Annotated in this window: 25 protein-coding genes; 18 read left to right on the forward strand and 7 right to left on the reverse strand. The window is 72.4% G+C overall.

All coding sequences use genetic code 11. The features are described 5' to 3' along the window. The first annotated feature begins 2 nt into the window (after window positions 1–2). Complete coding sequence (locus tag IE237_RS19595) at window positions 3–1,088, forward strand: hypothetical protein (RefSeq protein ID WP_189803291.1); 1,086 nt, start codon at window positions 3–5, stop codon at window positions 1,086–1,088. Beyond that, complete coding sequence (locus IE237_RS19600) at window positions 1,085–1,573, forward strand: GNAT family N-acetyltransferase (protein ID WP_189803292.1); 489 nt, start codon at window positions 1,085–1,087, stop codon at window positions 1,571–1,573. Before IE237_RS19595 ends, IE237_RS19600 begins: the two co-directional genes overlap by 4 nt. Window positions 1,574–1,611: 38 nt before the next feature. Here the strand turns inward: IE237_RS19600 and IE237_RS19605 are convergent, their stop codons facing one another. Further along, the gene (locus tag IE237_RS19605) at window positions 1,612–2,754 is read right to left on the reverse strand and encodes an NADH-quinone oxidoreductase subunit D (RefSeq protein ID WP_189803293.1); all 1,143 of its coding nucleotides are present in this window, start codon (window positions 2,752–2,754) and stop codon (window positions 1,612–1,614) included. 122 nt (window positions 2,755–2,876) lie between these two features. Further along, a complete protein-coding gene (locus IE237_RS19610) occupies window positions 2,877–3,845 on the reverse strand; it encodes an SAM-dependent methyltransferase (RefSeq protein WP_189803373.1) in 969 nt (322 codons plus the stop codon). A gap of 100 nt (window positions 3,846–3,945) precedes the next feature. Between IE237_RS19610 and IE237_RS19615 the strand changes: the two genes are divergently transcribed. Further along, window positions 3,946–5,148: a sensor histidine kinase gene (locus tag IE237_RS19615; protein ID WP_189803294.1), complete on the forward strand. Its 1,203-nt coding sequence runs from the start codon at window positions 3,946–3,948 to the stop codon at window positions 5,146–5,148. A 42-nt stretch (window positions 5,149–5,190) separates the two neighbouring features. Continuing rightward, window positions 5,191–5,865, forward strand: coding sequence for a response regulator (locus tag IE237_RS19620; RefSeq protein ID WP_189803295.1), 675 nt, complete (start codon window positions 5,191–5,193; stop codon window positions 5,863–5,865). A gap of 98 nt (window positions 5,866–5,963) precedes the next feature. On the opposite strand, the gene IE237_RS19625 is transcribed toward IE237_RS19620, so the two are convergent. Continuing rightward, window positions 5,964–7,052, reverse strand: coding sequence for a DUF5937 family protein (locus IE237_RS19625; RefSeq protein WP_189803296.1), 1,089 nt, complete (start codon window positions 7,050–7,052; stop codon window positions 5,964–5,966). Between the two features lie 132 nt (window positions 7,053–7,184). On the opposite strand from IE237_RS19625, the gene IE237_RS19630 reads away from it, so the two are divergent. Continuing rightward, entirely contained in the window at window positions 7,185–7,424 is a 240-nt protein-coding gene (locus IE237_RS19630) for a hypothetical protein (RefSeq protein WP_189803297.1), read from the forward strand. 74 nt (window positions 7,425–7,498) lie between these two features. Here the strand turns inward: IE237_RS19630 and IE237_RS19635 are convergent, their stop codons facing one another. Then, complete coding sequence (locus IE237_RS19635; protein ID WP_189803298.1) at window positions 7,499–8,659, reverse strand: threonine aldolase family protein; 1,161 nt, start codon at window positions 8,657–8,659, stop codon at window positions 7,499–7,501. A 126-nt stretch (window positions 8,660–8,785) separates the two neighbouring features. On the opposite strand from IE237_RS19635, the gene IE237_RS19640 reads away from it, so the two are divergent. The 10 genes from IE237_RS19640 (at window position 8,786) to IE237_RS19685 (ending at window position 16,786) form a co-directional block, all read left to right on the forward strand. Next, window positions 8,786–9,766, forward strand: coding sequence for a Rossmann-like and DUF2520 domain-containing protein (locus IE237_RS19640; RefSeq protein ID WP_189803299.1), 981 nt, complete (start codon window positions 8,786–8,788; stop codon window positions 9,764–9,766). Next, the gene (gene panC / locus IE237_RS19645; RefSeq protein WP_189803300.1) at window positions 9,763–10,833 is read left to right on the forward strand and encodes a pantoate--beta-alanine ligase; all 1,071 of its coding nucleotides are present in this window, start codon (window positions 9,763–9,765) and stop codon (window positions 10,831–10,833) included. The genes IE237_RS19640 and panC overlap by 4 nt, the downstream gene beginning before the upstream one ends. Continuing rightward, complete coding sequence (locus IE237_RS19650) at window positions 10,830–12,524, forward strand: L-aspartate oxidase (RefSeq protein ID WP_189803301.1); 1,695 nt, start codon at window positions 10,830–10,832, stop codon at window positions 12,522–12,524. Before panC ends, IE237_RS19650 begins: the two co-directional genes overlap by 4 nt. Next, complete coding sequence (gene nadC / locus IE237_RS19655) at window positions 12,525–13,544, forward strand: carboxylating nicotinate-nucleotide diphosphorylase (RefSeq protein WP_189803302.1); 1,020 nt, start codon at window positions 12,525–12,527, stop codon at window positions 13,542–13,544. After that, window positions 13,544–14,350 carry a type III pantothenate kinase gene (locus tag IE237_RS19660; protein WP_189803303.1) on the forward strand — a complete coding sequence of 269 codons (807 nt, stop codon included), beginning with the start codon at window positions 13,544–13,546 and terminating at the stop codon, window positions 14,348–14,350. The genes nadC and IE237_RS19660 overlap by 1 nt, the downstream gene beginning before the upstream one ends. 111 nt (window positions 14,351–14,461) lie before the next feature. After that, complete coding sequence (locus tag IE237_RS19665; protein WP_189803374.1) at window positions 14,462–15,043, forward strand: hypothetical protein; 582 nt, start codon at window positions 14,462–14,464, stop codon at window positions 15,041–15,043. Window positions 15,044–15,057: 14 nt separating this feature from the next. After that, the gene (locus IE237_RS19670; RefSeq protein WP_189803304.1) at window positions 15,058–15,228 is read left to right on the forward strand and encodes a hypothetical protein; all 171 of its coding nucleotides are present in this window, start codon (window positions 15,058–15,060) and stop codon (window positions 15,226–15,228) included. A gap of 114 nt (window positions 15,229–15,342) precedes the next feature. Beyond that, on the forward strand, window positions 15,343–15,762 hold the full coding sequence (locus IE237_RS19675) for a BlaI/MecI/CopY family transcriptional regulator (protein ID WP_189803305.1): 420 nt from the start codon (window positions 15,343–15,345) through the stop codon (window positions 15,760–15,762). Between the two features lie 15 nt (window positions 15,763–15,777). Continuing rightward, window positions 15,778–16,296: an amino-acid N-acetyltransferase gene (locus IE237_RS19680; RefSeq protein ID WP_189803306.1), complete on the forward strand. Its 519-nt coding sequence runs from the start codon at window positions 15,778–15,780 to the stop codon at window positions 16,294–16,296. Between the two features lie 154 nt (window positions 16,297–16,450). Then, a complete protein-coding gene (locus tag IE237_RS19685; protein ID WP_189803307.1) occupies window positions 16,451–16,786 on the forward strand; it encodes a histone-like nucleoid-structuring protein Lsr2 in 336 nt (111 codons plus the stop codon). Here the strand turns inward: IE237_RS19685 and IE237_RS19690 are convergent. After that, window positions 16,765–17,352: an SCO3374 family protein gene (locus tag IE237_RS19690; RefSeq protein WP_189803308.1), complete on the reverse strand. Its 588-nt coding sequence runs from the start codon at window positions 17,350–17,352 to the stop codon at window positions 16,765–16,767. The two genes, IE237_RS19685 and IE237_RS19690, sit on opposite strands and share 22 nt — an antisense overlap. A gap of 461 nt (window positions 17,353–17,813) precedes the next feature. Between IE237_RS19690 and IE237_RS19695 the strand changes: the two genes are divergently transcribed. Then, window positions 17,814–20,336, forward strand: a complete 2,523-nt coding sequence (locus IE237_RS19695; protein ID WP_189803309.1) for an ATP-dependent Clp protease ATP-binding subunit — start codon at window positions 17,814–17,816, stop codon at window positions 20,334–20,336. A gap of 70 nt (window positions 20,337–20,406) precedes the next feature. Here the strand turns inward: IE237_RS19695 and IE237_RS19700 are convergent, their stop codons facing one another. After that, window positions 20,407–23,424, reverse strand: a complete 3,018-nt coding sequence (locus IE237_RS19700) for an NACHT domain-containing protein (protein WP_189803310.1) — start codon at window positions 23,422–23,424, stop codon at window positions 20,407–20,409. A 475-nt stretch (window positions 23,425–23,899) separates the two neighbouring features. On the opposite strand from IE237_RS19700, the gene IE237_RS19705 reads away from it, so the two are divergent. Continuing rightward, window positions 23,900–24,583 carry a M23 family metallopeptidase gene (locus IE237_RS19705; RefSeq protein WP_189803311.1) on the forward strand — a complete coding sequence of 228 codons (684 nt, stop codon included), beginning with the start codon at window positions 23,900–23,902 and terminating at the stop codon, window positions 24,581–24,583. A 5-nt stretch (window positions 24,584–24,588) separates the two neighbouring features. On the opposite strand, the gene IE237_RS19710 is transcribed toward IE237_RS19705, so the two are convergent. Then, entirely contained in the window at window positions 24,589–25,146 is a 558-nt protein-coding gene (locus IE237_RS19710; protein WP_189803312.1) for a TetR/AcrR family transcriptional regulator, read from the reverse strand. A gap of 101 nt (window positions 25,147–25,247) precedes the next feature. Here IE237_RS19710 and IE237_RS19715 point away from each other — a divergent pair, with 101 nt between their 5' ends. Beyond that, a complete protein-coding gene (locus IE237_RS19715) occupies window positions 25,248–26,828 on the forward strand; it encodes an MDR family MFS transporter (RefSeq protein WP_189803313.1) in 1,581 nt (526 codons plus the stop codon). Window positions 26,829–26,863: the final 35 nt, after the last annotated feature.

Raw genomic sequence — 26,863 nt, forward strand, 5'->3', positions numbered from 1 at the left:
CCATGCCACGTGGACGCCACCGCCATTCCCCGCCTCTGCACAAGCTGCTGCCGCCCTCCGCGGTCGCCGGCGCCGCGGTCGTGTGCGCCGCGGCCGCCTGGCTGCCCGGCGACCCGGTGATCGCGCGGCTGCTCGCGGCCGCGGCGGCGGCCGCCGCCGTCACCGGTGCCGTCCTCATGCGCAGTTGGGACCGGAGCGCCGGCCTGAAGGTCGCCGAGCTCGACCGGGCGCGCACCGCCGACCAGTGGAAGGCCGAGGAGCGGACCGCCGAGCTGGAGTCCGACCTGGACGAGTCGCGCGCGCTGCGCGCCCGGCTCGACGCCAAACTCCGCGCCAAGCGCGTGGAGCTCGCCGGACTTCGCGGCGAGCACGCCGACCTGCTCCGCCGGTACGCCACCGCGGAGACCGAGCGGGCCAGCGCCCTGGAGGGCCGCCGCGTCCTCGCCCTGGAGACGAGCGGCACGGCCGACGCCAAGGCGCTGCCGGCCGCCGGCTCCACGCCCACCCCGGAGGCGTACCGCCGCGCCGCCCAGGCCCTGCGCGACCTCCCGCGCAACGCCGCCGCCCAGCAGGCCCGCCGTACGGCCGAGGCCGCCCGCGCCCGTGACCTCGCCGAGCGCGCCCGGGAGACGGAGGAGCCGCAGGGGAAGCACGCGGCGGCCGCCGGAACCGAGCACACCCGTACGGCCGCCACCGCCCCCGCGCTCCCGCCGGCCGCGCCGGTCCCGGCCGCCTCCACCGCCCTCCCGGCGGTGCCGGTCGCGGCGGCGATCGTGCCGTACGCGGCCCGCAGGCCCGTCCCGCGCCCCGAGGGCGGCTTCGACTTCTTCGGTACGCAGAAGGCCGCGGACGTCATCGAGGCCGTGCAGAACAGCGACCTCGCCGACGTCGTGGGCGAGGAGGTCCTCGAAGAGGCCCTGGCCTCCGGGACCCCGCTGCTCACCCCGGTCGCCGCCCCCGCCGTCTCCCCGCTCGCCCCGCACGTCCCGGCGGCGCCCCGGGCGGTCGGCCAGGTCATCGACCTGACCGCGCACGACGAGACCGAGCAGCTGGACGTGGCCGAACTGCGCGGCGCCGTCAACTCGTGACGTACCGCCTGGCCCACCTCCCGGGCGACGAGCTCGCGGGCCGCCGCGACGAGCTCCTCGCCCTGTGCGCCCAGGCCTTCTGCGGCGGCCCCTGGCACGAGCCGCCGCTCGGCGCCGTACGGACCGTGGACAGGCTGCTCGGTTCGGCCGCCGGGAAGGACGGCTTCGCGGCGGTGGCCGCGCTCGACGCCGAGGAGGCCCTCCTCGGGTTCGCCGCCGGCTGGACCGACACGGTCCTCTCCGGGGACGCCCCCGCCTTCGAGTTCGCCGAACTCGTCGTCGCCCCCGGTCACCAGGGGCACGGCATCGGCCGCCGGCTCCACGACGCGCTGCTCGCGGGCGCGGCCCCCGGACCGGCCCTGCTCATGACCCTCGACGTACCGGAACTGACCGACCGGTACGCGCGCTGGGGCTGGACCGTCGTCGACCGGCGGCGGCCCGGCAGGGAGCGGCGGGAGTACGTCGTGATGCGCCGGGCTCAGTGACGCCCGGCCGGGCCCGGTGACGCCCGTGCCGGCGCCTGCTACTTGTCGATGTCGCCGACGACGAAGAAGAGCGAGCCCAGGATCGCCACCATGTCGGCGACGAGCGTCCCCGGCAGCAGCTCCACGAGCGCCTGGATGTTGTTGAACGAGGCCGAGCGCAGCTTCAGCCGGTACGGGGTCTTCTCGCCCTTGGACACCAGGTAGTAGCCGTTGACGCCGAGCGGGTTCTCGGTCCAGGCGTACGTGTGGCCCTCCGGCGCCTTCAGCACCTTCGGCAGCCGCTGGTTGATCGGGCCCGGCGGCAGCTCGGCCATCCGGTCGAGGCAGGCGTCCGCCAGGTCCAGGGAGTTGTGCGTCTGGTCGAGCAGGCACTCGAACCGCGCGAGACAGTCGCCCTCCTGCCGCACGGCGACCCGCAGCGTGTCCTGGAGCTCCCCGTACGCGAGGTACGGCTCGTCGCGGCGCAGGTCGAAGTCGACGCCCGAGGCACGGGCGATGGGCCCGGACACCCCGTACGCGTGGACGGCCTCCGGGCTCAGGACGCCGACCCCGCGCGTACGGCCCCGGAAGATCTCGTTGCCGAGGACGAGCCTGTCGTACACGTCCATCCGCGAGCGGACGTCGGCGACGGCCTGGCGTGCCCGTCCCAGCCAGCCGGCGGGCAGGTCCTCCTTGAGGCCGCCGACCCGGTTGAACATGTAGTGCATCCGGCCGCCGGAGACCTCCTCCATCACCGCCTGGAGCTCCTCGCGCTCCCGGAAGGCGTGGAAGACGGGGGTGATGCCGCCCAGCTCCAGCGGGTACGAGCCGAGGAACATCAGGTGGTTGAGGACCCGGTTCAGCTCGGCGAGGAGCGTCCGCGTCCACACGGCCCGCTCCGGGACCTCCATGCCGAGCATCCGCTCGACGGCCATGACCACGCCGAGCTCGTTCGAGAAGGCGGACAGCCAGTCGTGGCGGTTGGCCAGCATGATGATCTGCCGGTAGTCCCGGGCCTCGAAGAGCTTCTCGGCGCCCCGGTGCATATAGCCGATCACCGGCTCGGCGTGCCGGACGACCTCGCCGTCGAGCACGAGCCGGAGCCGGAGCACGCCGTGGGTCGAGGGATGCTGCGGGCCGATGTTCAGCACCATGTCGGTGCTCTCCGCCGCGCCGCCGATTCCGACCGTCGTCTCCGTCATGCGGCCAGTATCCCCTGCCGCCCCGGGCCACCGGGCCCCTGCCCGGGGGACGGACAGGGGACGGACGGGGGAGTTACCGGAGGCGGCGGCGCCGGGGCCCGGGACGGGGCTCCGGGGCGTCGTCAGCGGGCGGCGGTGTCCGGGACCCGCTGGGTCAGCCAGAGGAAGTCGCCGAGACCGCCCCGGGCGGTGAGCTCGGCCGCCTCGCCGGCGGAGGCGAGCGCGCGGACGTAACCGGCGGGGTCGGTCGAGGCGAGCGCGAGCGGCGGCCGCTCCCCGGACACCCCGAGCCGCCGCAGGGCCTCCCGCTGCGTGACCAGCTCGGCCGCGAGGCCCCCGCACGCGTCCAGCGCCACGTGGGACGTCACATCGCAGCTTCCGTCCGGGACCGGGGGGACCTCGCGGCCCGCGCGGAAGCCGGTCAGGGAGCCGAAGGGCGGTCGGGAGGCGCGTACGTGCGCGTAGTCCACGGCCACCGCCCGGCCCGCCGCCAGGGAGGCGACCGCCGCCGCCCAGGCCTCGTCGCGGGGGCGCCCGATCTCGGCGCGCGCGCCCGGCTCCCGCAGCGGCCACCAGCGGGCCAGCCACTCCGCGTCCGGTCCGGAGACGGGGGCGCCGAGCCGTTCGGTGCCGTCCGGCGCGACCTCCACGTACCGGACCGTGCCCTCGGGGTCCGCCTCGGCGACGTCCACCGGCACGTTGTCGAGCCACTCGTTCGCGAAGAGCAGCCCGCGCACGCCCCGCGGCACCCGGTCCGTCCACTCCACCCGCGGGTCGAGCCCGGCCGGGCGGGCGGCGCGCTCGACGGCGTGGGCCCGCACCGAGAGCGAGGAGCCGACCGCCGCCAGCACGGCCGTCAGCAGCTCACCGCGCCCCGCGCCCACGTCCACCAGGTCCACCTCGTCCGTCCCCAGCTCCTCCGCGACCTCGCCGAGCAGCCGGGCCACGGCGGCGGCGAAGAGCGGGGAGGCGTGCACCGAGGTGCGGAAGTGCCCGGCCGGGCCCTCGGGGCGCAGATAGAAGCCCCCGGGGCCGTACAGCGCCCGCTCCGTGGCCTCGCGCCACCCCTGCCACTGACACGTCTCATCCATCACGGGCCCCAGTCTCCACCTCGGGGAGTACGGGCCCCGCGCCAAGGATCGACCCCACGGTTGATCCCTGCACCTATCCGTCTTCCCTACTCTGGGTGACGTGCAGAGCCTCTACGACTTCATCCGCAGACACCCGACGGGCGTCGACACCTTCTGGGCCGTCGTCCTCCTCGGGTTCTCCCTGCTGTGGGTGGTGTCAGCGGGCACGGTGGGGGGCAGCGCCCTCGGGTACGGCCTCGTGGCCCTGCTCTTCTCCCTCGTGGTCGCCCTGCGGCGACGGGCGCCGGAGAAGATGCTGCTGCTCGCGGTCGGTCTCGGTCTCGCGCAGCTCGCCCTCGGCCTCAAACCCTTCATGGCCGACTTCGCCATGCTCGTGATCATCTTCACCGTCGCGGCGCACGACGGACCCCGCTGGGCGTCCCGGCTCGCACTCGTCGGCGGACTCGCCGCCTCCACGCTCTCCCAGGTCAGATGGCCCCTGGAAGAGACGAACTCCGGCGCGGCCATGGTCTTCTTCACGATCATCATGACCGTGCCGTTCGCCCTCGCCTGGGTCCTCGGCGACTCGCTCCGCACCCGCCGCGCCTACTTCGCGCAGCTGGAGGAGCGGGCGTCCCGTCTGGAGCAGGAGCGCGAGGCCCAGGCCAAGGTCGCGGTCGCCGCAGAGCGGGCCAGGATCGCCCGCGAGCTGCACGACGTCGTCGCGCACAACGTGTCGGTGATGGTGGTGCAGGCCGACGGCGCCGCCTATGTCATGGACTCCTCCCCGGACACCGCCAAGCAGGCCCTGGAGACGATCTCCACCACGGGCCGGCAGGCGCTCGCCGAGATGCGCAGACTCCTCGGGATCCTGCGCACCGGCGAGCACCAGGAGGCCGGGGAGTACGTGCCGCAGCCCGACGTGGGGCAGATCGAGGACCTCGTGGAGCAGGTCCGGGGCGCCGGTCTCACCGTGGACTTCGCGATCGAGGGGAGCCCCCGCCCGCTGCCGAGCGGCGTCGAGCTCACCGCGTACCGGATCGTGCAGGAGGCCCTCACCAACACGCGCAAGCACGGCGGTCCGGACGTCGGTGCCAGCGTGCGCCTCGTCTACTTCGACGACGGTCTCGGCCTGCTCGTCGAGGACGACGGACGGGGCGCTCCGCAGGAGATGTACGAGGACGGGGGTGCCGACGGGCGGGGTCATGGTCTGATCGGCATGCGCGAGCGGGTCGGCATGGTCGGCGGCACCCTGGACGCGGGGCCGCGGCCCGGCGGCGGTTTCCGGATCAGCGCCCTGCTCCCCCTCAAGCCCGCTCACTGACGACCCCGCCCGCTCACTGACGACCCCTAAGGAACTGACCTGATGTCCATCCGCGTGATGCTCGTCGACGACCAGGTGCTGCTGCGGACCGGATTCCGCATGGTGCTCGCCGCCCAGCCGGACATGGAGGTCGTGGCGGAGGCGGGCGACGGGGTCGAGGCCCTCGAAGTGCTGCGTTCCACGGCGGTCGACGTCGTCCTGATGGACGTGCGCATGCCGAAGCTGGACGGGGTGGAGACGACCCGGCGGATCTGTTCCGAGCCGGACGCCCCGAAGGTGCTGATCCTGACGACGTTCGACCTCGACGAGTACGCGTTCTCGGGCCTGAAGGCGGGTGCGAGCGGCTTCATGCTGAAGGACGTGCCGCCGGCGGAGCTGCTCGGGGCGATCCGCTCGGTGCACAGCGGTGACGCGGTGGTGGCGCCCTCCACCACGCGCCGGCTCCTGGACCGCTTCTCGCCGATGCTGCCCTCCTCCGGGAAGGAGCCTCAGCACAAGGAGCTGGAGCGGCTGACGGAGCGGGAGCGCGAGGTGATGATGCTGGTCGCGCAGGGCCTGTCGAACGGCGAGATCGCGGCCCGGCTCGTCCTCTCCGAGGCGACGGTGAAGACGCACGTGGGCCGCATCCTGACCAAGCTGGGTTTGCGCGACCGGGTCCAGGTCGTGGTCCTGGCGTACGAGACGGGCCTGGTCCGGGCGGGCGGCGGCGCCGCCTAGGGCCTGTCCGACCCTGGTCCGCCGGACAGGCCCTGGCGCGGGCCCCCTACGGGAGGCCGGCGGCGGCCCCTCCGGTAGGCCGCCGCCCACGCGGCCCCCTACCGGAGGACCGACTCCAGGAAGTCGCTGCCGAGCCGGGCGACGACGGAGAAGTCGAGCTGGTGCAGCACGTAGCGCCCCCGGCGCTGGGTGGTGAGCAGACCGGCCTTCTTCAGGACGGAGAGGTGGCGGGAGACCTCGGGGGCGGTGATGCCGTACGCGTCGGCCAGCTCGCTCGTCGAGTACGAGCCGCGCGCCAGGTTGCGGCACAGCCGCATCCGCATGGGGTGGGCGATCGCCTCCAGGCGCAGCTTGACCGTCTCGACGGGCTCGGAGCCGCCGACGTCACGGCTGGCGGCCGGGTACTGGATCACGGGCTGCCAGCCGGGCGCGCTCGTGGCGAAGAGGTGCGGCCAGCCGAACGCCGTGGGCACCAGCGTCACGGCGGCGCCCTGGGCCTCGGCCCGGCCGTGGACCAGCTTGTCGACGACGATGCGGCTGCCCTGCTCCCCCTCCTCCAGGCTGAGCGCGGGCGAGGCGGCCGCGAGGGCCTCGGCCAGGCCCTTGCGGCGCAGCAGCTCGGTCTTGTGGCGGGCGTCGGCGGCGAGCTGGACGCGGACGCGGCGCCAGGTGTCGGCGAAGAACGCCTCGTCGCAGTCCTCCAGGAGCCGGCGGATCCACGCGCGGGTGGCGGTCGGTTCGGCCAGCATCTGCTCCACGAAGGCGGCCTGGCGCGGGCCGCGCGCTGCGGCCAGGTCGAGGGCGCGGCGGCGGGACCGCTCGTCGACCAGCGGGGAGGGGATGCCCTCGGAGTAGCGGCTGCTGCAGGAGATCTCCAGGGCGGCGCCGACGAACGTCTCGTCGCTCATGCGGTCGACGTCGTCGAGTTCCTCGGCGAGCGTCTCGCGCGGCTGGGCGGGCAGCAGGAAGTCGGAGCGGGTGGACCGCCACATGAAGTCGGCCTCGTGCAGCCGGTCCGCGAGCTCCGGCTTCAGCGCGGAGGAGGTGGCGGTCGTCCAGGCGTGCAGCCGCGCGTGGTGGGCGGGCTCGGCGAGGGCGTGCAGGGCGTTGCCCAGCTCGGCCAGCGGCGAGGGGCAGAAGGTGATCCGCTCGTGCGGCAGTCCGGTGATGTCGATGGTCACGCTCACCCGTCCATGGTGCGGGGTGGGGCGGGGGAGCTGTCGTCCCGTTTGACGGGGGCCGTCAATCGACGGGCCCCGGATTGACGGGGGTGGTCAATCCGGGGGCCGGACCGTGGCGGCGCGGCGCACGGTGACGCCATGAACGCACTGCACCAGTACCTTCTCGACACCCACCGCGCCGCCCGGCTCGGCGAACCGGTGCCGCCGGCGCCCGGTACCCATGACGTCGCCGTGTTCCGGGCCGTCCGGGACCACCGCCGCTTCGAGCGGGTGGTGGCGGGCCACCCGGCGCGCGGCGCCGTCCGCGCGGCCCTGCACCGATGGCTGCACCCCGCCGGCCAGGGCCTGTCCGGCGGATCAGGGCCGGACACCGCCTAGGACCGCCACGCCTCGACCTCTAGGACCGTCACGCGTCGACCCCTAGGACCGTCACGCCTCGACGCCTAGGACCGTCACGCCTCGACGCGCGCCAGGAAGTCCCGTACCGCCTCCTTCACGTCCTCCGCCGTCCACTCCAGGCCGGGTCCCGTCACGGTCACCTCCGTCACCGCCACCCCCGGCGGGCCGCCCGCGCCCGGGGAGAACCAGCGGCGGAACAGCGCGGTGCCGGTGTCCTCGGTCTGGGCGAGGGCCGCCGCCGTCAGGGCGTCCGGGTCGTACGGCAGCCAGACCTGGAACTGGTGGGTGTGCGGGGTCCCGGGGTGGATCCGGGACCAGCCGGTGCCCGCCTCCGCGAACGCCTCCCGGATCGCGTCGGCCACCACGCGCGCGTGCGTCACGTACGAGGGCAGCCGGGGCAGCTCGACGTCCAGGCCGCGGAGCGCGGAGAGGGCCGTCGGGTAGTTCTGGGCGACCAGGCCCCCGTACCGGTGCCGCCAGACCCTGGCCTCCTCCATGAGGTCCTCGGGCCCGGCGAGCGCGGCCCCGGACAGGCCGCCGAGGGACTTGTAGAACGAGACGTACACGCTGTCGGCGAGCTCCGCGATCTCCGCGAGTCCCCGGCCGAAATGCGTCGTGGTCTCCCACAGCCGGGCGCCGTCGAAGTGGACGACCGCGTCCCGCTCCCGGGCCGCCGCCACCACCTCGGTCAGCTCCTCCCAGGACGGCAGCACGAAGCCCGCGTCCCGCAGCGGCAGCTCCAGCATCAGCGTCCCGAAGGGCTCCGGGTGGTCCCGCACCTCCTCGGCGGTCGGCAGCCGGGGCGCGTCGGTCGGGTGGACCGTACGGAGCCCGGAGACGGCCCCGAGGGCCCCGCCCTCGTGGACCTCGGGGTGGGCGAGCGGGTGGAGGGCGACGACGGGGCTGCCGGTGCGGCCGGCCCAGCAGCGCAGCGCCACCTGCTGGGCCATGGTGCCGGTCGGGAAGAAGACGGCGGCGGGGAGGCCGAGCTCCTCGGCGACGCGCCGCTCCACCTCCTCCACGAGCCCGTTCCCGTACATGTCGACCGGGGCCTCCGCGTGGCCCGCGGCCTCCGCCCAGGCGACCAGTTCCCGCAGCCGGGATCCGACCGTGCCGTCCACCGAGGTGTCCCAGAGCCTGCGCTCGGCGCCGCCCCACACCTTCGCCCGGTGGAGCCGGGCCGCTTCCTCGTCCACAGGAGTCTCAGGATTCATGGGTCGATCATCACACCACCGCCCACACCCTGTGGACAGGCCACGGAGCAGCGCGAAACGCTGGCGTAGCATGACCAGAAATCGTCCGGTACCCGCCGAGGACTGGAACGGAAGGCCGTCCCCACCGTGAACGCACCAGCAGCGCCAGAGCCCAGAGCAGCGGAGCCCCGGGCCGAGGACCGACCCGCCCGGCTCACCGTCGGAGTCGTCGGCGCCGGCCGCGTGGGCCCCGCCCTCGCCGCCTCGCTCCGGCTCGCCGGGCACCGCCCCGTCGCCGTCTCGGCGGTCTCCGACGCCTCCCGGCGCCGCGCCGCGGAGCTCCTGCCCGACGTCCCGGTCGTCGAGCCCGCCCGGGTCCTCGCCCTCGCCGACCTGGTCCTGCTGACCGTCCCGGACGACGCGCTGCCGGGCCTGGTCGAGGGCCTTGCCGACACCGGAGCCGTACGGCCCGGGCAGCTGATCGTGCACACCTCCGGGCGGTACGGGGCGCGGGTCCTCGACCCCGCACGCCGGGCAGGCGCCCTGCCGCTCGCCCTGCACCCCGCCATGACCTTCACCGGCACCGCCGTCGACGTCCAGCGGCTCGCCGGCTGCTCCTTCGGGGTGACCGCACCCGAGGAGCTGCGGCTCGCCGCCGAGGCGCTGGTGATCGAGATGGGCGGCGAGCCCGAATGGATCGCGGAGGAGGCCCGGCCGCTCTACCACGCGGCCCTGGCCCTCGGCGCGAACCACCTGGTCACCCTGGTGGCCCAGTCGATGGAGCTGCTCCACAAGGCCGGCGTCGCCGCGCCCGACCGCATGCTGGGCCCGCTCCTGGGCGCCGCCCTGGACAACGCCCTGCGGTCCGGGGACGCGGCCCTCACCGGCCCCGTCGCGCGCGGTGACGCCGGTACGGTCGCCGCCCACGTCGCCGAGCTGCGCAAGCACGCGCCCGGCACCGTCGCCGGCTATCTGGCGATGGCCCGCACGACCGCCGACAGGGCGCTCGCGCACGGCCTGCTCAAGCCCGAGCTGGCCGAGGACCTGCTGGGCGTGCTCGCCGAGCAGGCGAGCGGAGCCGCCCACCCCGCCGACCCCGCCGACGGGCCGCAAGGAGACGACCGATGAGCCTGTTCGCCAGCAAGCGCGCCGAGGGCGGCCGCCCCGTGCGCCACCAGCCGGCGGAGCTGGTCCCCACGGCCGAGGACCTCCACGACGCCGCGGCCCACTTCGGCGCCCCCGGCGGGAACGCCGTGGTCATGACCATGGGCGCCCTCCACGAAGGGCACGCCACCCTGATCCGGGCCGCACGCGAGCGCGTGGGCGCGAAGGGTTTCGTCGTCGTCACCGTCTTCGTCAACCCGCTGCAGTTCGGCGCGGGGGAGGACCTCGACCGCTACCCCCGCACCCTCGACGCCGACCTGGAGCTGGCTCTCGACGCGGGCGCGAGCGTCGTCTTCGCGCCCTCCGTCGACGAGGTCTACCCGGGCGGGGAGCCCCAGGTCCGGATCACGGCGGGGCCCATGGGGGAGCGCCTCGAAGGCGCCTCCCGGCCCGGCCACTTCGACGGCATGCTGACCGTCGTCGCCAAGCTGCTCCACCTCACCGCGCCCGACCTGGCCTTCTTCGGCCAGAAGGACGCCCAGCAGCTGGCGCTGATCCGCCGGATGGCCCGCGACCTGAACTTCCCCGTCGAGATCGTCGGCGTGGAGACCGTCCGCGAGACCGACGGCCTGGCCCTGTCCAGCCGCAACCGCTACCTGTCGGCCGGGGAGCGCCGGACGGCCCTCTCGCTGTCCCGCGCGCTGTTCGCCGCCCGTGAGCGGCTCGCCGCCCAGGAGGCGCTGCGCGCGCGTGCCGCCTCGCTGCCCGGTGCCCAGGGCCGGGCGGAGAACCGTGCCGAGGGCCTGTCGCGGCTCGGCGAGGCCCGGGCCGCCGCCGACGCCCACGCGGTCGCGCAGGCCGCCGAGGGCGGCTGCGCCGAGGCCGTGCGGGCCGCGGCCCGCACCGTCCTGGACGAGGCGGCCAAGGCCGATCCGCCGCTCACCCTGGACTACCTGGCCCTCGTGGACCCGGCGGACTTCACCGAGGTCGCCGACGGCCACGACGGGGAGGCGATCCTCGCCGTCGCCGCGCGCGTGGGAAGCACGCGGCTCATCGACAACATCCCCCTGACCTTCGGAGCCACCAAGTGACCGGAATACGGCTGCACGCGCCCGCGCCGGGCTGGGCCATCGACGCCGACGTCGTCGTGGTCGGCTCCGGGGTCGCCGGGCTCACCGCCGCCCTGCGCTGCACCGCGGCCGGGCTGCGTACCGTGGTCGTCACCAAGGCCCGGCTCGACGACGGCTCCACCCGCTGGGCCCAGGGCGGCATCGCGGCCGCGCTCGGCGAGGGAGACACCCCCGAGCAGCACCTCGACGACACCCTCGTCGCCGGCGCCGGGCTCTGCGACGAGCGGGCCGTGCGGGCCCTGGTCACGGAGGGACCGGACGCCGTCCGCCGGCTGATCTCGACCGGCGCCGACTTCGACAAGACCTCCGACGGCGAGATCGCGCTGACCCGGGAGGGCGGCCACCACCGCCGCCGGATCGCCCACGCCGGCGGGGACGCGACCGGCGCCGAGATCTCGCGCGCCCTGGTCGAGGCGATACGGGACCGGGGCGTGCGCTTCATCGAGCACGCCCTCGTCCTGGACCTCCTGACGGACGCCGAGGGCCGTACGGCGGGTGTGACCCTGCACGTCATGGGCGAGGGGCAGCACGACGGCGTCGGCGCCGTCCACGCGCCCGCGGTGGTCCTCGCCACCGGCGGCATGGGCCAGGTCTTCTCCGCCACCACCAACCCGGGCGTGTCCACCGGTGACGGCGTCGCGCTGGCGCTGCGCGCCGGGGCCGAGGTCTCCGACCTGGAGTTCGTCCAGTTCCACCCCACGGTGCTCTTCCTCGGGGCCGGTGCCGAGGGCCAGCAGCCGCTGGTCTCCGAGGCGGTACGGGGCGAGGGCGCCCACCTGGTCGACGCCGACGGCGTCCGCTTCATGCTCGGGCAGCACGAGCTGGCCGAGCTCGCCCCCCGGGACATCGTCGCCAAGGCGATCACGCGCCGGATGCAGGAGCAGGGCGCCGACCACATGTACCTCGACGGCCGTCACTTCGGCGCCGAGATGTGGGCGGAGCGCTTCCCGACGATCCTGGCGGCCTGCCGCGCCCACGGCATCGACCCTGTGACGGAGCCGATCCCGGTCGCCCCCGCCGCCCACTACGCCTCCGGCGGTGTCCGCACGGACCTGCGGGGCCGGACCACCGTGCCGGGCCTGTACGCGTGCGGGGAGGTGGCCTGCACGGGCGTCCACGGCGCCAACCGGCTGGCCTCGAACTCGCTCCTGGAGGGCCTGGTCTTCGCCGAGCGGATCGCCGAGGACATCACGGCCGCCGCCCCGCGCGTGCCGGGCGCCCCGGTGCCGCACCCGGCCCCGGTGACCCTGCCGCTGCCCGTGGCCGGCGCGCGGACCCGTATCCAGCGGATCATGACGGCCGGCGCGGGGGTGCTCCGCTCGGAGGCCAGCCTCCGGGAGGCCGCCGAGGCTCTCGACGCCCTGCACAGCGACGCCGTGGCCGGCGGCGACGACGACACCAAGGCGGCCGAGCCGGGCGTGGAATCCTGGGAGACCACGAACCTGCTGTGCGTCGCCCGGGTGCTGGTCGCCGCGGCCCGCCGCCGCGAGGAGACCCGCGGCTGCCACTGGCGCGAGGACCACCCCGACCGGGACGACGCGCAGTGGCGCAAGCACCTCGTCGTCCACCTCACGCAGGGGCGGACCCTGGAGGTCCGCACCACCGACACCTTCGACTTTCCCCCCACCCTCGACGCCCCCAGGGAGCCGTAAGTGACCACGCCCGAGGAAGCCCGTCCCGAGCCCGTGGACGTCCCTCTCATCCAGATCAACACGGTCTCCTCCGACGAGGCCGGCGGCTGCGGCGACGGCTGTGGCTGCGGCGGCGGCGAGGAGTTCGAGTGCGGGCTCGACCCCGCGCTCGCGCAGCTGCTCGCCGACGCCGGTCTCGACCCCGTCCAGGTCGAGGACATCGCCCACCTGGCGATCGCGGAGGACCTCGACGGCGGGGTCGACGTCACGACCGTGGCGACCGTCCCCGAGGACGCCGTCGCCACCGCCGACTTCACCGCCCGCGAGGCCGGTGTCGTGGCCGGTCTGCGGGTCGCCGAGGCGGTCCTGTCGATCGTCTGCACCGACGAGTTCGAGGTCGAGCGGCACGTCGAGGACGGCGAGCGCGTCGAGGCCGGCCAGGTGCTCCTCAGCGTCACGGCCCGCACCCGCGACCTGCTCACGGGCGAGCGCAGCGCGCTCAACATCCTGTGCCGTCTCTCCGGCATCGCCACCGCCACGCGCGCGTGGGCGGACGCCCTGGAGGGCACGAACGCGAAGGTCCGCGACACCCGCAAGACGACCCCGGGCCTGCGCGCCCTGGAGAAGTACGCGGTCCGCTGCGGCGGCGGCGTCAACCACCGCATGTCGCTCTCCGACGCGGCCCTCGTCAAGGACAACCACGTGGTGGCGGCCGGCGGCGTCGCCGAGGCCTTCAAGGCCGTCCGCGAGCTGTTCCCGGAGGTGCCGATCGAGGTCGAGGTCGACACGATGCACCAGGTCCGCGAGGTCCTGGACGCGGGCGCCGACCTGATCCTGCTCGACAACTTCAGCCCGGGCGACACCGAGGAGGCCGTCGCCCTGGTCGCGGGCCGCGCCGTCCTGGAGTCCTCGGGCCGGCTGACCCTGGAGAACGCGGCGGCGTACGCGTCGACCGGCGTCGACTACCTGGCGGTCGGTGGCCTGACCCACTCCTCCCCGATCCTCGACATCGGCCTCGACCTGCGCGAGGTGCGCTCCTGATGCTGCTCACCATCGACGTCGGCAACACGCACACGGTGCTCGGTCTCTTCGACGGCGAGGAGATCGTCGAGCACTGGCGGATCTCCACGGACCCGAGCCGTACCGCCGACGAGATGGCGGTCCTGCTCCAGGGCCTCATGGGCATGCACCCGCTGCTCGGCGTCGAGCTGAGCGACGGCATCGAGGGGATCGCCATCTGCGCGACGGTCCCCTCGGTGCTGCACGAACTGCGCGAGGTCACCCGCCGGTACTACGGGGACGTGCCGGCGGTCCTCGTGGAGCCGGGCGTCAAGACGGGCGTCCCGATCCTCACGGACAACCCCAAGGAGGTCGGCGCCGACCGCATCATCAACGCGGTCGCGGCCGTCGAGCTGTACGGGGGCCCCGCGATCGTCGTGGACTTCGGCACGGCGACGACGTACGACGCGATCACCGCGCGCGGCGAGTACGCGGGCGGCGCGATCGCGCCGGGCATCGAGATCTCCGTGGAGGCCCTGGGCGTCAAGGGCGCCATGCTCCGCAAGATCGAGCTGGCCCGCCCGCGCAGCGTGATCGGCAAGAACACGGTCGAGGCCATGCAGTCGGGCATCGTCTTCGGGTACGCGGGCCAGGTCGACGGCGTGGTGGCCCGGATGAAGCGGGAACTGGTCGGGCCGAAGGGCGATCCCTCCGACGTGACGGTGATCGCGACCGGCGGCCTCGCGCCCATGGTCCTCGCCGACTCGAAGGAGATAGACGAGCACGAGCCCTGGCTGACCCTGATCGGCCTGCGCCTCGTGTACGAGCGGAACGTCTCCCGCATGTAGGGGGCTCGGCGGGATGATCGACACGGCGCGCCGGAATGATCGCTAAGAGAAAATTGTCCGATTAGCGCGTATCGTCGGCCCATGCCCACGCCATACGGATCCCGCGGCGGCATGGCGTTCAGCGCGGACGAGCTGCGTGTGCTCCGCCGCGCCCTTGCCATCGCCCTCCACCCTGCCCCCCTCCAGGACGAGGACGTCCAGGACTGCCTGCGCCTGGCCGAATCCGTGGACGAGGCGGTACGCGAGGCCGGCCGGCTGCGCGCCTTCCTCCTCGACGACCTGGCCCGCTACCGCGAGGCGCTGCCCGGGTCCCTCAGCGGCTACCTGGAGCTCCTCCAGGACGCGCTGGCCGCCGGCCACGACCCCGCCGCCGACGACCTCGCCGCCCTGCGCGCCCTGCGCCGTAACCCGGCCGCCGCCGAACTGCTCGCCCGCTGCCAGGTCCTCGCCGAGCGCTCCGTACGCGCGCGCCTGGCCCGGGTCTCCCAGGCCACCGCCTCGACCGCGGCCGGCACGCCCTCCGTCTCCCGGGCCCGGCTGCTCGCCCTGCCCGGCGGGCGCGCGGCGGGCGACGAGCCCAAGCCGACCCCGCCCGCCCCGGCCGAGCGCCCGGTGCCCAAGCCCTCCGAGGTGTTCCCGCCACGCCGACGGCCCGTTCCGCCGCCCCCGCCCGAGGAACGGGTCGCCGGATAGCTACTCTGGACGGCATGGACTACGTATCCGCGCTCCTGCCGCCCGTCGTGATGGCCGCGTTCTTCATCGCCCTCGTCACCGTGATCGTCAAGAGCCAGGGCGGCCCGAACAAGGCCAAGGAGGACGCGGTCGTGGACGCCGCCATCGCCCGCGCCGAGGCCGCCCGCCAGGCGGACGGGTCCTAGTCCGCCCCGTACAGCAGCACCGAGGGTGTACGACCGCTTCCGGTCGTACACCCTTTTCGTCCTTCTCGGGGCGAAATAGCCGTCAATTACCGTTTCTCCCACTATGGTGGCAAGGTGCCCCGCCCCCTGGGAGAACTCGAAGACGCGGTCATGACGCGCGTCTGGCAATGGAACCGCCCGGTCACCGTCCGGGAAGTCCTGGAAGACCTTCAGCAGGAACGGTCCATCGCCTACACCACCGTCATGACCGTCATGGACAATCTCCATCAGAAGGGCTGGGTCCGCAGGGAGGTCGAGGGCCGCGCCTATCGATATACGGCGGTCTCCACCCGCGCCGCCTACTCGGCCGCGCTGATGAACGAGGCCTGGGCCCAGAGCGACAACCCCGCCGCCGCACTCGTCGCCTTCTTCGGCATGATGTCGCCGGAACAGCGGGAGTCGCTGAACGACGCCATCCGGATCGTCCAGCGCGACAGCCCCCTCCCCGCCGCCCCGCGGGAGGCCGAGGGTGACGAAGGCGCACCCCGCCCGTAGCGATAGCGTCCCCCCATGTCGACCTCCGTCAAAGCCGTCACCGTACGCAGGGCCCGCACCAGCGATGTGGCCGCGGTCCGCCGTCTCGTCGATCCTTTCGTGCAGCGCGGCATCCTGCTCGACAAGGCCACCGTGACCCTTTACGAGTCGATCCAGGAGTTCTGGGTCGCGGAACGCGACGAGGACGCCACCGTCGTCGGCTGCGGCGCACTCCACGTGATGTGGGAAGACCTCGCCGAAGTCCGCACTCTCGCCGTCGATCCCGAGTTCAAGGGAGCCGGCGTAGGACATCAGGTGCTGGACAAGTTGTTGCACACGGCCCGATGGCTCGGGGTGCGGCGGGTATTCTGCCTGACCTTCGAAGTCGACTTCTTCGCGAAGCACGGCTTCGTCGAGATCGGCGAGACCCCGGTCGACGGAGATGTCTACAGCGAGCTCCTGCGTTCCTATGACGAGGGAGTCGCCGAGTTCCTCGGTCTCGAACGAGTGAAGCCGAACACCTTGGGTAACAGCCGGATGCTTCTGCACCTGTGACGGGGAAGCCCGGGGATCCTCTCGCGGAACCCTATGTCCGAATCGCGCACGTTTCCCGCGTTGCCGGGGATCTGAACCTCTCCCAGGGGTTTGTGTTTTTCCGGGAAAAGCGGTTTCCTTTCCGCGTACTGCATTTTCGATGAAAGGAAATCCGGTGGCACAGAAGGTTCAGGTCCTTCTTGTCGACGACCTCGACGGCGTCGAGGCGGACGAGACCGTGACGTTCGCGCTGGACGGCAAGACCTACGAGATCGACCTCACCACCGCCAACGCGGAAAAGCTCCGTGGCCTGCTCGAGCCGTACACCACGGGAGGCCGTCGTACCGGTGGCCGCACCACCGGCGGACGCGGCAAGGGCCGCGCCGTGGCGACGGGCAGCCAGGACACCGCGAAGATCCGCGCGTGGGCCAAGGAGAACGGCATGAACGTCAACGACCGCGGTCGCGTTCCCGCCGACATCAAGGCGGCCTACGAGGACGCGAACCGCTGAGGCGACCGCTGCTGAGCCGCCCCGCGGGTACGGGCACTCAGCAGCCGCACCCGATGGCACTCCGCCGCGGCGGCGGCCACGAGACGCACCAGGCAGGGGGCGCCCGCAACGCCCCACGGCGCGGACCGCAGTGCCGGAAGCGAGGACTCGACCTCGCGACCCGGCACGGGCGCCCGCAGCCACACCGCGGCGCCCGGCGCGCCGGATCCGCTCCACCCCGGGGGAAGGGGTGCGGTCATCCGGCCGTCGGCACCGAGGGCCGCGAGATCCAGCGAGATCCCGCCCCACTCCAGCCAGTCGAGCAGTCCCGGTAGCTCCTCCGCGCTCCCCGCGGCCACGAGCAGCCCCATCCGGCGCCCCATCAGGGCCACCGGCCCCGTCGTCGCGCCCATCCGGCGCAGGACACCCCGGCCGGCCGCGGCGGGCACCTCCAGGACGTCGAAGCGCAGCCCCGTGACCAGCCCCGCCGGCGGGCCCGCCACCGCGGCCCAGCCGAGCTCGTCCTCGTACCACCGCGCGATCCCGCCGTCGGGCGACGTACGGGGGAGCGGGACGGTGAAGGCCATGTCCGGGGAACTCCCATGAGGGCACCTTGGTTACGCCCGCGGTGACACACAGTCCTCCCGCGAACGCGCAAGGTGTCCGTGATGGGGCGTACGCGTGCATTCGGCAGCGCAAGGGTGTTCGCTGGTAGCGGAGGGAACCGGGGTGTGCCGCATGGAGTGTCAGTGCTTACGGGTAAGACATTCCTAGTGGAGAGGGGCGACTCGCGGGCTTCGGCGTCTCACGTTCGCCATCGGCGTACTGATGGCGCGGGTAACTACTTGGCCTGCGGGAACATCGTCTCGCACCATCGGGTTGGAGCATTTGTCGGCTGTTCGGCAGCAGGTCTCCCCGCTGAAGAGGGGGTGATCCGGACGGATGTCGGCAGTTGGAATGAGCGGTCCCCGCTTGCGGGACTAAGCTGCGGAAGGACAGGGAGGGGATCGACCCCTAACTGACTGACCGCTCTGAGGAGCGATTAACGATGTTCGAGAGGTTCACCGACCGCGCGCGGCGGGTTGTCGTCCTGGCTCAGGAAGAAGCCCGGATGCTCAACCACAACTACATCGGCACCGAGCACATCCTTCTGGGCCTTATCCACGAGGGTGAGGGTGTCGCCGCTAAGGCCCTGGAGAGCCTCGGGATTTCGCTCGAGGCGGTCCGCCAGCAGGTGGAGGAGATCATCGGCCAGGGCCAGCAGGCCCCGTCCGGGCACATCCCCTTCACCCCTCGTGCCAAGAAGGTCCTGGAGCTCTCGCTCCGCGAGGCCCTCCAGCTCGGCCACAACTACATCGGCACCGAGCACATCCTGCTCGGCCTGATCCGCGAGGGCGAAGGCGTCGCCGCCCAGGTCCTCGTGAAGCTGGGCGCCGACCTCAACCGGGTGCGGCAGCAGGTCATCCAGCTGCTCTCCGGCTACCAGGGCAAGGAAGCCGCCACGGCCGGCGGTCCTGCCGAGGGCACCCCCTCGACGTCCCTGGTCCTCGACCAGTTCGGCCGGAACCTCACCCAGGCGGCCCGCGAATCCAAGCTCGACCCGGTCATCGGGCGCGAGAAGGAGATCGAGCGGGTCATGCAGGTGCTGTCCCGCCGCACCAAGAACAACCCGGTCCTCATCGGCGAGCCCGGCGTCGGCAAGACCGCCGTCGTCGAAGGCCTGGCGCAGGCCATCGTCAAGGGCGAGGTGCCCGAGACCCTCAAGGACAAGCACCTCTACACCCTGGACCTCGGCGCGCTGGTCGCCGGCTCCCGCTACCGCGGTGACTTCGAGGAGCGCCTGAAGAAGGTCCTCAAGGAGATCCGCACCCGCGGCGACATCATCCTGTTCATCGACGAGCTCCACACCCTCGTGGGTGCGGGCGCCGCCGAGGGCGCGATCGACGCCGCCAGCATCCTCAAGCCGATGCTGGCCCGCGGTGAGCTCCAGACCATCGGTGCCACCACGCTCGACGAGTACCGGAAGTACCTGGAGAAGGACGCGGCCCTCGAGCGCCGCTTCCAGCCCATCCAGGTCGCCGAGCCGTCGCTGCCGCACACCATCGAGATCCTCAAGGGTCTGCGCGACCGGTACGAGGCCCACCACCGGGTCTCCATCACGGACGAGGCCCTCGTCCAGGCCGCGACCCTGGCCGACCGGTACATCTCGGACCGCTTCCTCCCGGACAAGGCGATCGACCTGATCGACGAGGCCGGTTCCCGGATGCGCATCCGCCGGATGACCGCGCCGCCGGACCTCCGCGAGTTCGACGAGAAGATCGCCGGCGTCCGCCGCGACAAGGAGTCCGCGATCGACTCGCAGGACTTCGAGAAGGCCGCCTCGCTCCGCGACAAGGAGAAGCAGCTCCTCGCCGCGAAGGCCAAGCGGGAGAAGGAGTGGAAGGCCGGCGACATGGACGTCGTCGCCGAGGTCGACGGCGAGCTGATCGCCGAGGTCCTCGCGACCGCCACCGGCATCCCGGTCTTCAAGCTGACCGAGGAGGAGTCCTCGCGTCTGCTCCGCATGGAGGACGAGCTCCACAAGCGCGTCATCGGCCAGAAGGACGCCGTCATCGGCCTCTCGCGGGCCATCCGCCGTACCCGTGCGGGTCTGAAGGACCCGAAGCGCCCCGGTGGCTCGTTCATCTTCGCCGGTCCGTCCGGTGTCGGTAAGACCGAGCTTTCGAAGGCGCTCGCCGAATTCCTCTTCGGCGACGAGGACGCGATGATCTCCCTCGACATGTCGGAGTTCAGCGAGAAGCACACGGTTTCCCGCCTCTTCGGTTCGCCGCCCGGATACGTCGGCTACGAAGAGGGCGGCCAGCTCACCGAGAAGGTGCGCCGCAAGCCGTTCTCCGTCGTCCTCTTCGACGAGGTCGAGAAGGCCCACCCCGATATCTTCAATTCCCTTCTCCAGATCCTGGAGGACGGTCGCCTGACCGACTCCCAGGGCCGGGTCGTGGACTTCAAGAACACGGTCATCATCATGACCACCAACCTCGGGACCAGGGACATCTCGAAGGGCTTCAACCTGGGCTTCGCCGCCCAGGGCGACACGAAGTCCAACTACGAGCGGATGAAGGCGAAGGTCAGCGACGAGCTGAAGCAGCACTTCCGCCCGGAGTTCCTCAACCGTGTGGACGACATCATCGTCTTCCCGCAGCTGACGCAGGAGGACATCCTCCAGATCGTCGACCTGATGATCGGCCGCGTCGACGAGCGCCTCAAGGACCGGGACATGGGCATCGAGCTCTCCCAGTCCGCGAAGGAGCTGCTCGCCAAGAAGGGTTACGACCCGGTGATGGGCGCCCGGCCGCTGCGCCGGACGATCCAGCGCGAGATCGAGGACACGCTGTCGGAGAAGATCCTCTTCGGCGAGCTGCGCCCCGGTCACATCGTGGTCGTGGACACGGAGGGCGAGGGCGAGGAGCGCAAGTTCACCTTCCGCGGCGAGGAGAAGACGGCCCTGCCGGACGCCCCGCCGATCGAGGCGACGGGCGGCACGGGCCCGAACCTCTCGAAGGACGCGTGACACCGCGCTGAGCGCGTAGTGCCGAAGGGGCGGCCCCGGAACCGGACGGTTCCGGGGCCGCCCCTTTTGCTCAGGTGACGATCTGGACGGTCGGAGGCAGCTGCTGGGTCCCCGTGAGGGTGACGCCGTCGGCGTGGAGTTCGGTCAGGCCGCTCAGCGTGGCAAGCGGGGCCACGTCCACGGTCCCGTCGAGGTCGGAGAGGAGGGCGAACTGCTTCAGCCCGGGGAATGCACTCGCCGCCCGCTCGAACGACGGCTGTACGGCGCTGAACACGCAGACCACGGCCTGGGTGATCCGGGGGAGCACGAGATTCCGAGGGATGGTGTTCAGACCCACGGCCTCCGTCACGATCGACCGGAGCTGGGTCAGTTCCGCCACTCCGTGCCAGTCGGCGGCGGTCACATCCAGGTGCACCAGGGTGAGTCGCTGAAGGCGTGGCATGGCGGCCAGCCCAGCCGCTCGCTCGACCGGCCAGGACCAGAACGACAGTTCCACCAGTGACGCCGCCTCGGTGGGGAGGTCCGCGAGGCTCCAAGCGCTGTCGGCCAGGACCTGGAGGGACAGCGACTCGAGCCGGACCAGGGACTTGAGCGCCGTCAGATCCGGCCTCTCGCTGTCCCGCGCGAGCACGAGTACGCGCGGATCACACGGGGCGAGGAGTGCGGTCAGCGAGGAGTCCGACACGCCGTCGCCGATCTCCAGCCGTTCCGGAGTGATGCCGAGGCGGAGCAGCTCCGCTGCCTGGCTGTCGCTGACCACGGAGAACAAGAGGTCGGTCGGGTCGATCGCGGCCATGATCGCCTCTCCGTAGGCGCGTGGCTCGAAGCGCTGCCATCCCCAGGCGAGCTGTGCCCTGACCGGCAGTGCCTCGTGGCGGGCGAAGCGGGCCAGGTAGGGGATCGACGCGTCGACGGAGACGTGCGTTGCGGTTGTCACCACCAGACGGGCCTCCTCGTCGGACAGTCCCTCCGGCCCGGGCAGGAGGTCGAGGACCAGGCGCCCCACCGTTGCCAGCTCGCGGGCCTCCTCCGCCGTACGGGGCGGGATCACCTCCGCTGTGCGGGCCAGCACCTTTTCCCGTACCTCCGGAGGGACCTCCGTCGCGTGGTCCAGGGCGGTTGCCGCGAGCAGCACCAGGCGGAGCTGGGCCGCGCGTTCGGTGGTCGTGTCCGCCGCCTTCAGGAGTTCCCGCAGGATCTCCGCGCACTCGTGCGGGCGGGCGTGGCCGACCGCCATGCGGATGACGTCCTCCCACTGGTCGTCGGCGGCGTGCCCGATCAGGACGCCGATGTCCCAGCGCTCCACCAGGGCCTTGGCGGCCAGGTAGTCCTGGAAGGTGCGGTGGATGAAGTCCACCGTGTCCTCCGTCGGCTCGCGCAGGAGGCCGCTGCGGTGGAGGAGGTGGGTGAAGACCGTGTCCGGGGGATGATGCGCGGCCTCCTGGACCGCAGGGACCGCCTCCCGGACGAGGGACTCCGCGTGGGCCCGGTCCAGCTGGGTGCGGCCGTTGAGCGTCAGCCAGTACGCGAGCCGCTGGATCAGCTGGATCTGCGGGGCCTCGTCGAGGGCGAGGCCGGACGGTGCTCCCATGTCCCGCTCGCGGTCGCGGCGGGCGAGGAGCATGGAGAGGGCGGCCTCGTAGAGCGCCTTGCGGCCGCGGGGCAGGAAGCCGCGCCGGTCTCGGTGGAGGGCGCAGATGAGCCCGCACATCAGGGGGTTGGTGGCGAGCTGGGCGACGTGCTCCGTGGTGCGCAGGGCGTCGAGGAGCGGCAGTTCGTACGGCTCGGCCTCGGGCCCGGCGGCCCGGTGCCAGCGGCGTACGAAGGCGGTGACCTCGGAGCGTGTCATGGGGGAGAGGGTCAGCTCGGTGAAGCCGTCGCCGGCCAGCCAGTCGTCGCGTACGGCGGTGGGGCGCGAGGTCACGAGCCAACGGTTGCCCTCGTACGTGTCCAGGAGGCTCCGGAGCCACTCGCGGGCCCGGCCGCGTTCGGCCTCGGGGATCTCGTCGATGCCGTCGACGAGGACGACGCCCCGGCCGGCGGCGAGGACCCGGTCGGCCCAGCCGTCGGGCGGGGTGAGCGGGCACCCGGCGGCGGGGAGGAAACGGTCGGGGGCGGGGAGCGGCTCGCCGTGGCGGGTGAGGGCGCGCAGGGGGAGCACGAAGGGGACGCGGCCCCGCAGGTACGCCATGCCCTCCGCGCGCGCCTCGGTCGCCGCCGAGACCGTCAGCCACTGGACGAGGGTCGTCTTGCCCGAGCCCGCGAGGCCGCGGAGCAGGACCTTGTCGTGGCGGGAGAGGGCGAGGTCGGCGCGGACGGCCTGTTCCCGCTGGTGCGGGGCGAGGGGTTCGTCGATCACCCCCGGTACGGGTGCTTCGCCGGTGGCCTCCAGGGAGAGGTAGGCGAGGTCCAGCGGCCACCGGTCCGGTGAGTGGTGCAGGTCGATGCCGTAGATGGTGAGGCGGCCGTGCCTCTTCGCGAGGTGTTCCAGGTAGCGGCGCTCGAAGTCCGTGTCCCGTGAGTCCGCCCGGGGCGTCCTGCGGATGACCTCGTCGACCTTCGCGATGAGCTCGGCCTGGGCCCGGGTCTGCTCGACCAGGCTGCGGGCCACGAAGGTGGAGCGCTGGGTGAAGAACTCCAGGATGTGCAGGCAGGCCCATTCGGTCAGGGACTCCAGGTACAGGGCCGAGTCCGTGGAGAGGCCGTCCGGGGGCGGGGCCGCCGCCCGCAGGAGGCGGGCGAGGGCGCGGTGGCCGAGGCGGACGGCCTGGACGTCGTCCATGTCGAGGTCGCCGAGGGCGAGGAGGGTCTTCGCGAGGGTGTCGGTGACGGCCTCGGTCTCGTCGGCGGGGAAGGGCCGCTCGCCGTCGCCGCTCAGGGACCGTTCGACCAGGGTTCCGGCGAGTCTGCGGACGTCCTTCTCGCCGAGGGTGCGCCTCTCGCCGCGGAAGGACACCAGGGAGGAGAGCCGGACCTTGTCCGCCGGGGCGGTGAGGCCGGCGCCCGGACCGTCGCTGACCAGCAGTTTCTTCAGCAGTGGGCCGATCGCGGCCGAGGCGAGGCGGGTGCCGATGAGTGCCGGTTCCATGTGTGTCCCCCCGTGGATTCCCGAAGCGGTCAGCGTAGTGCGGGACGGCGTTCCGGGCGGCTCGGTTGCGTGACCCAGGTCCCATTCGGGGCGGGCCGCTGGTGACAAGGCGCACAGGGGATTTGAGGGGTACTAAGCGGGTTAGTCGCCACTATCAGTGGTGATTCGGGACGTTTAGGGATCAAGTGGGGGATCTTTGGTCCCCAGGGGTCCCGAACCGGGCGGTGTGCCGCGATTCGGGCGGTTCAGGACAGGCTCGACATGCGGATAAACCGGTTTCGTGAGGTTGTTTTGTCCGATTTCGTGACGTGGCCGCAGGGCCGTCAAGGGCCTCATTCCCGTGGAGATCGCTACGACGTCATGTCGTAGATGGGGTGTTTTGGCCGGGCCGGGGGTCCGGGTTACCAAGGATGAGCAAGCCCGACGCAGAGCACCGTTCGCGTCGGGTCCCGTACTTCCCGGAGGTTTCCCCCGTATGTCGAAGCGCATGAACCCCGCCGCCCGTGTCACCGCCGTCGCTCTTGCCGCCGCCGGCCTGGGAGCGACGATGGTGGCCGGAGCTGGGTCCGCCTTCGCCGCCGAGGGCAAGGCCGTCACCGCCCCGGTCGCGCTGACCGCGTCCGCCGCCGTCGCCGCCCAGGCCGACGCCCAGGCCCACGTCGCCGCCCAGGTGAAGGCCGCCGTCGCCAAGGCCGCCGCTGTGAAGGCCACCCCCGTGAAGGCCGTCAAGAAGGCGACCCCGGCCTGGGTCAAGCCGGTCACCGCCTACGCCCTCAGCGCCTCCTTCAACCAGGGCGGCGCCATGTGGGCCCACAAGCACTCCGGCCAGGACTTCGCCGTCCCGGTCGGCACCCCGGTCAAGGCCGCGGGCGCCGGCACCGTCGTGAAGGCCGGCCCGAACGGCGGCGGCGACGGCCCCGCCTACGGCAACGCGATCGTCGTCAAGCACGCCAACGGCACGTACTCGCAGTACGCCCACCTGTCGAAGATCCAGGTCCACATCGGCCAGAAGGTCGGCGCCGGCCAGCAGATCGCCCTCTCGGGCAACACCGGCAACTCCTCCGGCCCGCACCTGCACTTCGAGATCCGTACGACCCCGAACTACGGCTCCGCCGTGAACCCGATGGCCTTCCTGCGGTCCCACGGCGTCGGCGTCTGACCCGACTACCGGCCCTCGTGGGCCCGGTCGATGAGATCGAGGGCGACCTCGAGGACAGCTTCGTGCTTCTCCTCGGGGTCGCCCTCGACGCGTTCCACGAAGAACGTGCCCGCGTGCAGCGTGAAGACCGCGCTGACGCAGCGGACCTTCTGCTCGATGGTGAAGTCCGGCTCCTGGAGGAACTCGGTGAGGGTGAGCACGCGCTCCTTGAAGGTGAGGCCGACGCTCAGCTCGCGCACGGTGGCCTGGTTCTCCTGCATGAAGCGGAAGAGCGGGGCCGCGGCGAGCAGCGCCACCTGGTAGCGGCGGAGGGTCTCCCGCTTGATCTCCAGGGTCCGGGGCTGCTCCCGGGCCCAGTCGATCAGCTCGTCCATCGGCCGGGTCAGGTCCTCGAAGATCCCGACGAGGATGTCTTCCTTGGTCTTGAAGTGGTAGTAGAGCGCGGCCTTGGTGACGTCGAGGCGCTCCGCGATCTCACGCAGCGAGGTCTTCTCGTAGCCCTGCTCGGCGAAGAGTTCGAGAGCCACGTCCTGGATGCGCTGGCGGGTGTTGCCTCGGGCCATGGTTGCTCTCCACTTTCCACAAAACTTACTTGACGCCCGGCTAGTTACCGGCCTACCGTCCTCAGTGTAGTAACTAGCCGGGCGGCAAGTAAGGGATCGACATGGCGAAGAAACAGAACGTTCAAGCAGCTCAGGGGGAGGCTGCACCGCAGCCGCGCAGCGTCCGCGTCGTCCTCCTCGCCCTCATGATCGCGCTGCTGCTCGCGATGCTGGACAACATGATCATCGGCACCGCGATGCCGACGATCGTCGGTGAGCTCGGCGGCCTGGAGCACCTCTCCTGGGTCGTCACCGCCTACACCCTGGCCACCGCCGCCTCCACCCCCCTCTGGGGCAAGCTCGGCGACATGTTCGGCCGCAAGGGCGTCTTCCTCACCTCGATCGTGATCTTCCTGATCGGTTCGGCGCTCAGCGGCATGGCCCAGGACATGGGCCAGCTCATCGGCTTCCGCACCATCCAGGGCCTCGGCGCCGGCGGCCTCATGGTCGGCGTCATGGCGATCATCGGCGACCTGATCCCGCCCCGCGAGCGCGGCAAGTACCAGGGCCTGATGGCCGGCGTGATGGCCCTCGCCATGATCGGCGGCCCCCTCGTCGGCGGCACCATCACCGACCACTGGGGCTGGCGCTGGTCCTTCTACATCAACCTGCCGCTCGGCATCGTCGCCCTCGCCATGGTCACCACCGTCCTGCACCTGCCGAAGAAGCAGCGCGCCACGGGCACCCGGATCGACTTCCTCGGCGCCGCCCTGCTGACCGCCGGCATCACCGCGATCGTCCTCGTCACCACCTGGGGCGGCACGGAGTACGCCTGGGGCTCGGCCACCATCGTCGGCCTCGCGATCGGCGGTGCCGTCGCGCTCGCCGCCTTCCTCTTCGTCGAGACCCGGGCGAGCGACCCGATCATGCCGCTGCACATCTTCCGCAGCCGCAACTTCACCCTGATGTCCCTGATCGGCTTCATCACCGGCTTCGTGATGTTCGGCGCGGTCCTCTACCTGCCGATCTTCCAGCAGTCCGTCCAGGGCGCCTCGGCCACCAACTCCGGCCTGCTGCTCCTGCCGATGCTGCTGTCGATGATGGTCGTCTCGCTGCTCGTCGGCCGCTTCACCACCAGCACCGGCAAGTACAAGATCTTCCCCATCGCGGGCGGCGCGCTCATGATGACCGGCCTCTTCCTGCTCTCCACGATGGACACCGGCACCTCGCGCCTCGTCTCCGGCGTCTGGATGGCCGTCCTCGGCGCCGGCATGGGCTTCCTCATGCAGATCACGATGCTGGTCGCCCAGAACAGCGTGGAGATGAAGGACATGGGCGTCGCGTCCTCCTCCACCACCCTCTTCCGGACGCTCGGCTCCTCCTTCGGCGTCGCGATCATGGGCGCGCTCTTCACCAGCCGCGTCCAGGACGACATGGCGTCCCGCGGTGGCGGCGGACTCACGGAGCGGACCGCGCAGCTCGACGCGGCGAGCCTCGCCAAGCTGCCGGCCGCGCTCCGCGAGGCCTACCAGCACGCGGTGGCCTCCGGCACCCACGGCGCCTTCCTGGTCGCCTCGGCCGTCGCCGTCCTCGGCTTCGTCCTCGCCTTCTTCGTCAAGGAGGTGGCGCTCCGCGGCGCCGGACCGGCCGCGGCCCCGAAGGCGGAGTCCGGCGACACCACGAAGGTCGCCGAGACCGTCTGAGACCGGCGGCACGTACGGCGGAGGGGCCGGGTCCA

It is taken from the genome of Streptomyces tanashiensis (assembly GCF_014648895.1).
Taxonomy (GTDB): Bacteria; Actinomycetota; Actinomycetes; order Streptomycetales; family Streptomycetaceae; genus Streptomyces; species Streptomyces tanashiensis.

Bases quoted from the DNA above. Each gene is read 5' to 3' on its own strand.
- IE237_RS19705 (WP_189803311.1), top strand. From the start codon at position 23,900: ATGTCGAAGCGCATGAACCCCGCCGCCCGTGTCACCGCCGTCGCTCTT.
- IE237_RS19695 (WP_189803309.1), top strand. From the start codon at position 17,814: ATGTTCGAGAGGTTCACCGACCGCGCGCGGCGGGTTGTCGTCCTGGCT.
- IE237_RS19665 (WP_189803374.1), top strand. From the start codon at position 14,462: ATGGCGTTCAGCGCGGACGAGCTGCGTGTGCTCCGCCGCGCCCTTGCC.
- IE237_RS19620 (WP_189803295.1), top strand. From the start codon at position 5,191: ATGTCCATCCGCGTGATGCTCGTCGACGACCAGGTGCTGCTGCGGACC.
- IE237_RS19595 (WP_189803291.1), top strand. From the start codon at position 3: ATGCCACGTGGACGCCACCGCCATTCCCCGCCTCTGCACAAGCTGCTG.
- IE237_RS19610 (WP_189803373.1), bottom strand. From the start codon at position 3,845: ATGGATGAGACGTGTCAGTGGCAGGGGTGGCGCGAGGCCACGGAGCGG.
- IE237_RS19605 (WP_189803293.1), bottom strand. From the start codon at position 2,754: ATGACGGAGACGACGGTCGGAATCGGCGGCGCGGCGGAGAGCACCGAC.
- IE237_RS19670 (WP_189803304.1), top strand. From the start codon at position 15,058: ATGGACTACGTATCCGCGCTCCTGCCGCCCGTCGTGATGGCCGCGTTC.
- IE237_RS19690 (WP_189803308.1), bottom strand. From the start codon at position 17,352: ATGGCCTTCACCGTCCCGCTCCCCCGTACGTCGCCCGACGGCGGGATC.
- panC (WP_189803300.1), top strand. From the start codon at position 9,763: ATGAGCCTGTTCGCCAGCAAGCGCGCCGAGGGCGGCCGCCCCGTGCGC.
- IE237_RS19660 (WP_189803303.1), top strand. From the start codon at position 13,544: ATGCTGCTCACCATCGACGTCGGCAACACGCACACGGTGCTCGGTCTC.
- IE237_RS19635 (WP_189803298.1), bottom strand. From the start codon at position 8,659: ATGAATCCTGAGACTCCTGTGGACGAGGAAGCGGCCCGGCTCCACCGG.
- IE237_RS19710 (WP_189803312.1), bottom strand. From the start codon at position 25,146: ATGGCCCGAGGCAACACCCGCCAGCGCATCCAGGACGTGGCTCTCGAA.
- IE237_RS19700 (WP_189803310.1), bottom strand. From the start codon at position 23,424: ATGGAACCGGCACTCATCGGCACCCGCCTCGCCTCGGCCGCGATCGGC.
- IE237_RS19715 (WP_189803313.1), top strand. From the start codon at position 25,248: ATGGCGAAGAAACAGAACGTTCAAGCAGCTCAGGGGGAGGCTGCACCG.
- IE237_RS19680 (WP_189803306.1), top strand. From the start codon at position 15,778: ATGTCGACCTCCGTCAAAGCCGTCACCGTACGCAGGGCCCGCACCAGC.
- IE237_RS19630 (WP_189803297.1), top strand. From the start codon at position 7,185: ATGAACGCACTGCACCAGTACCTTCTCGACACCCACCGCGCCGCCCGG.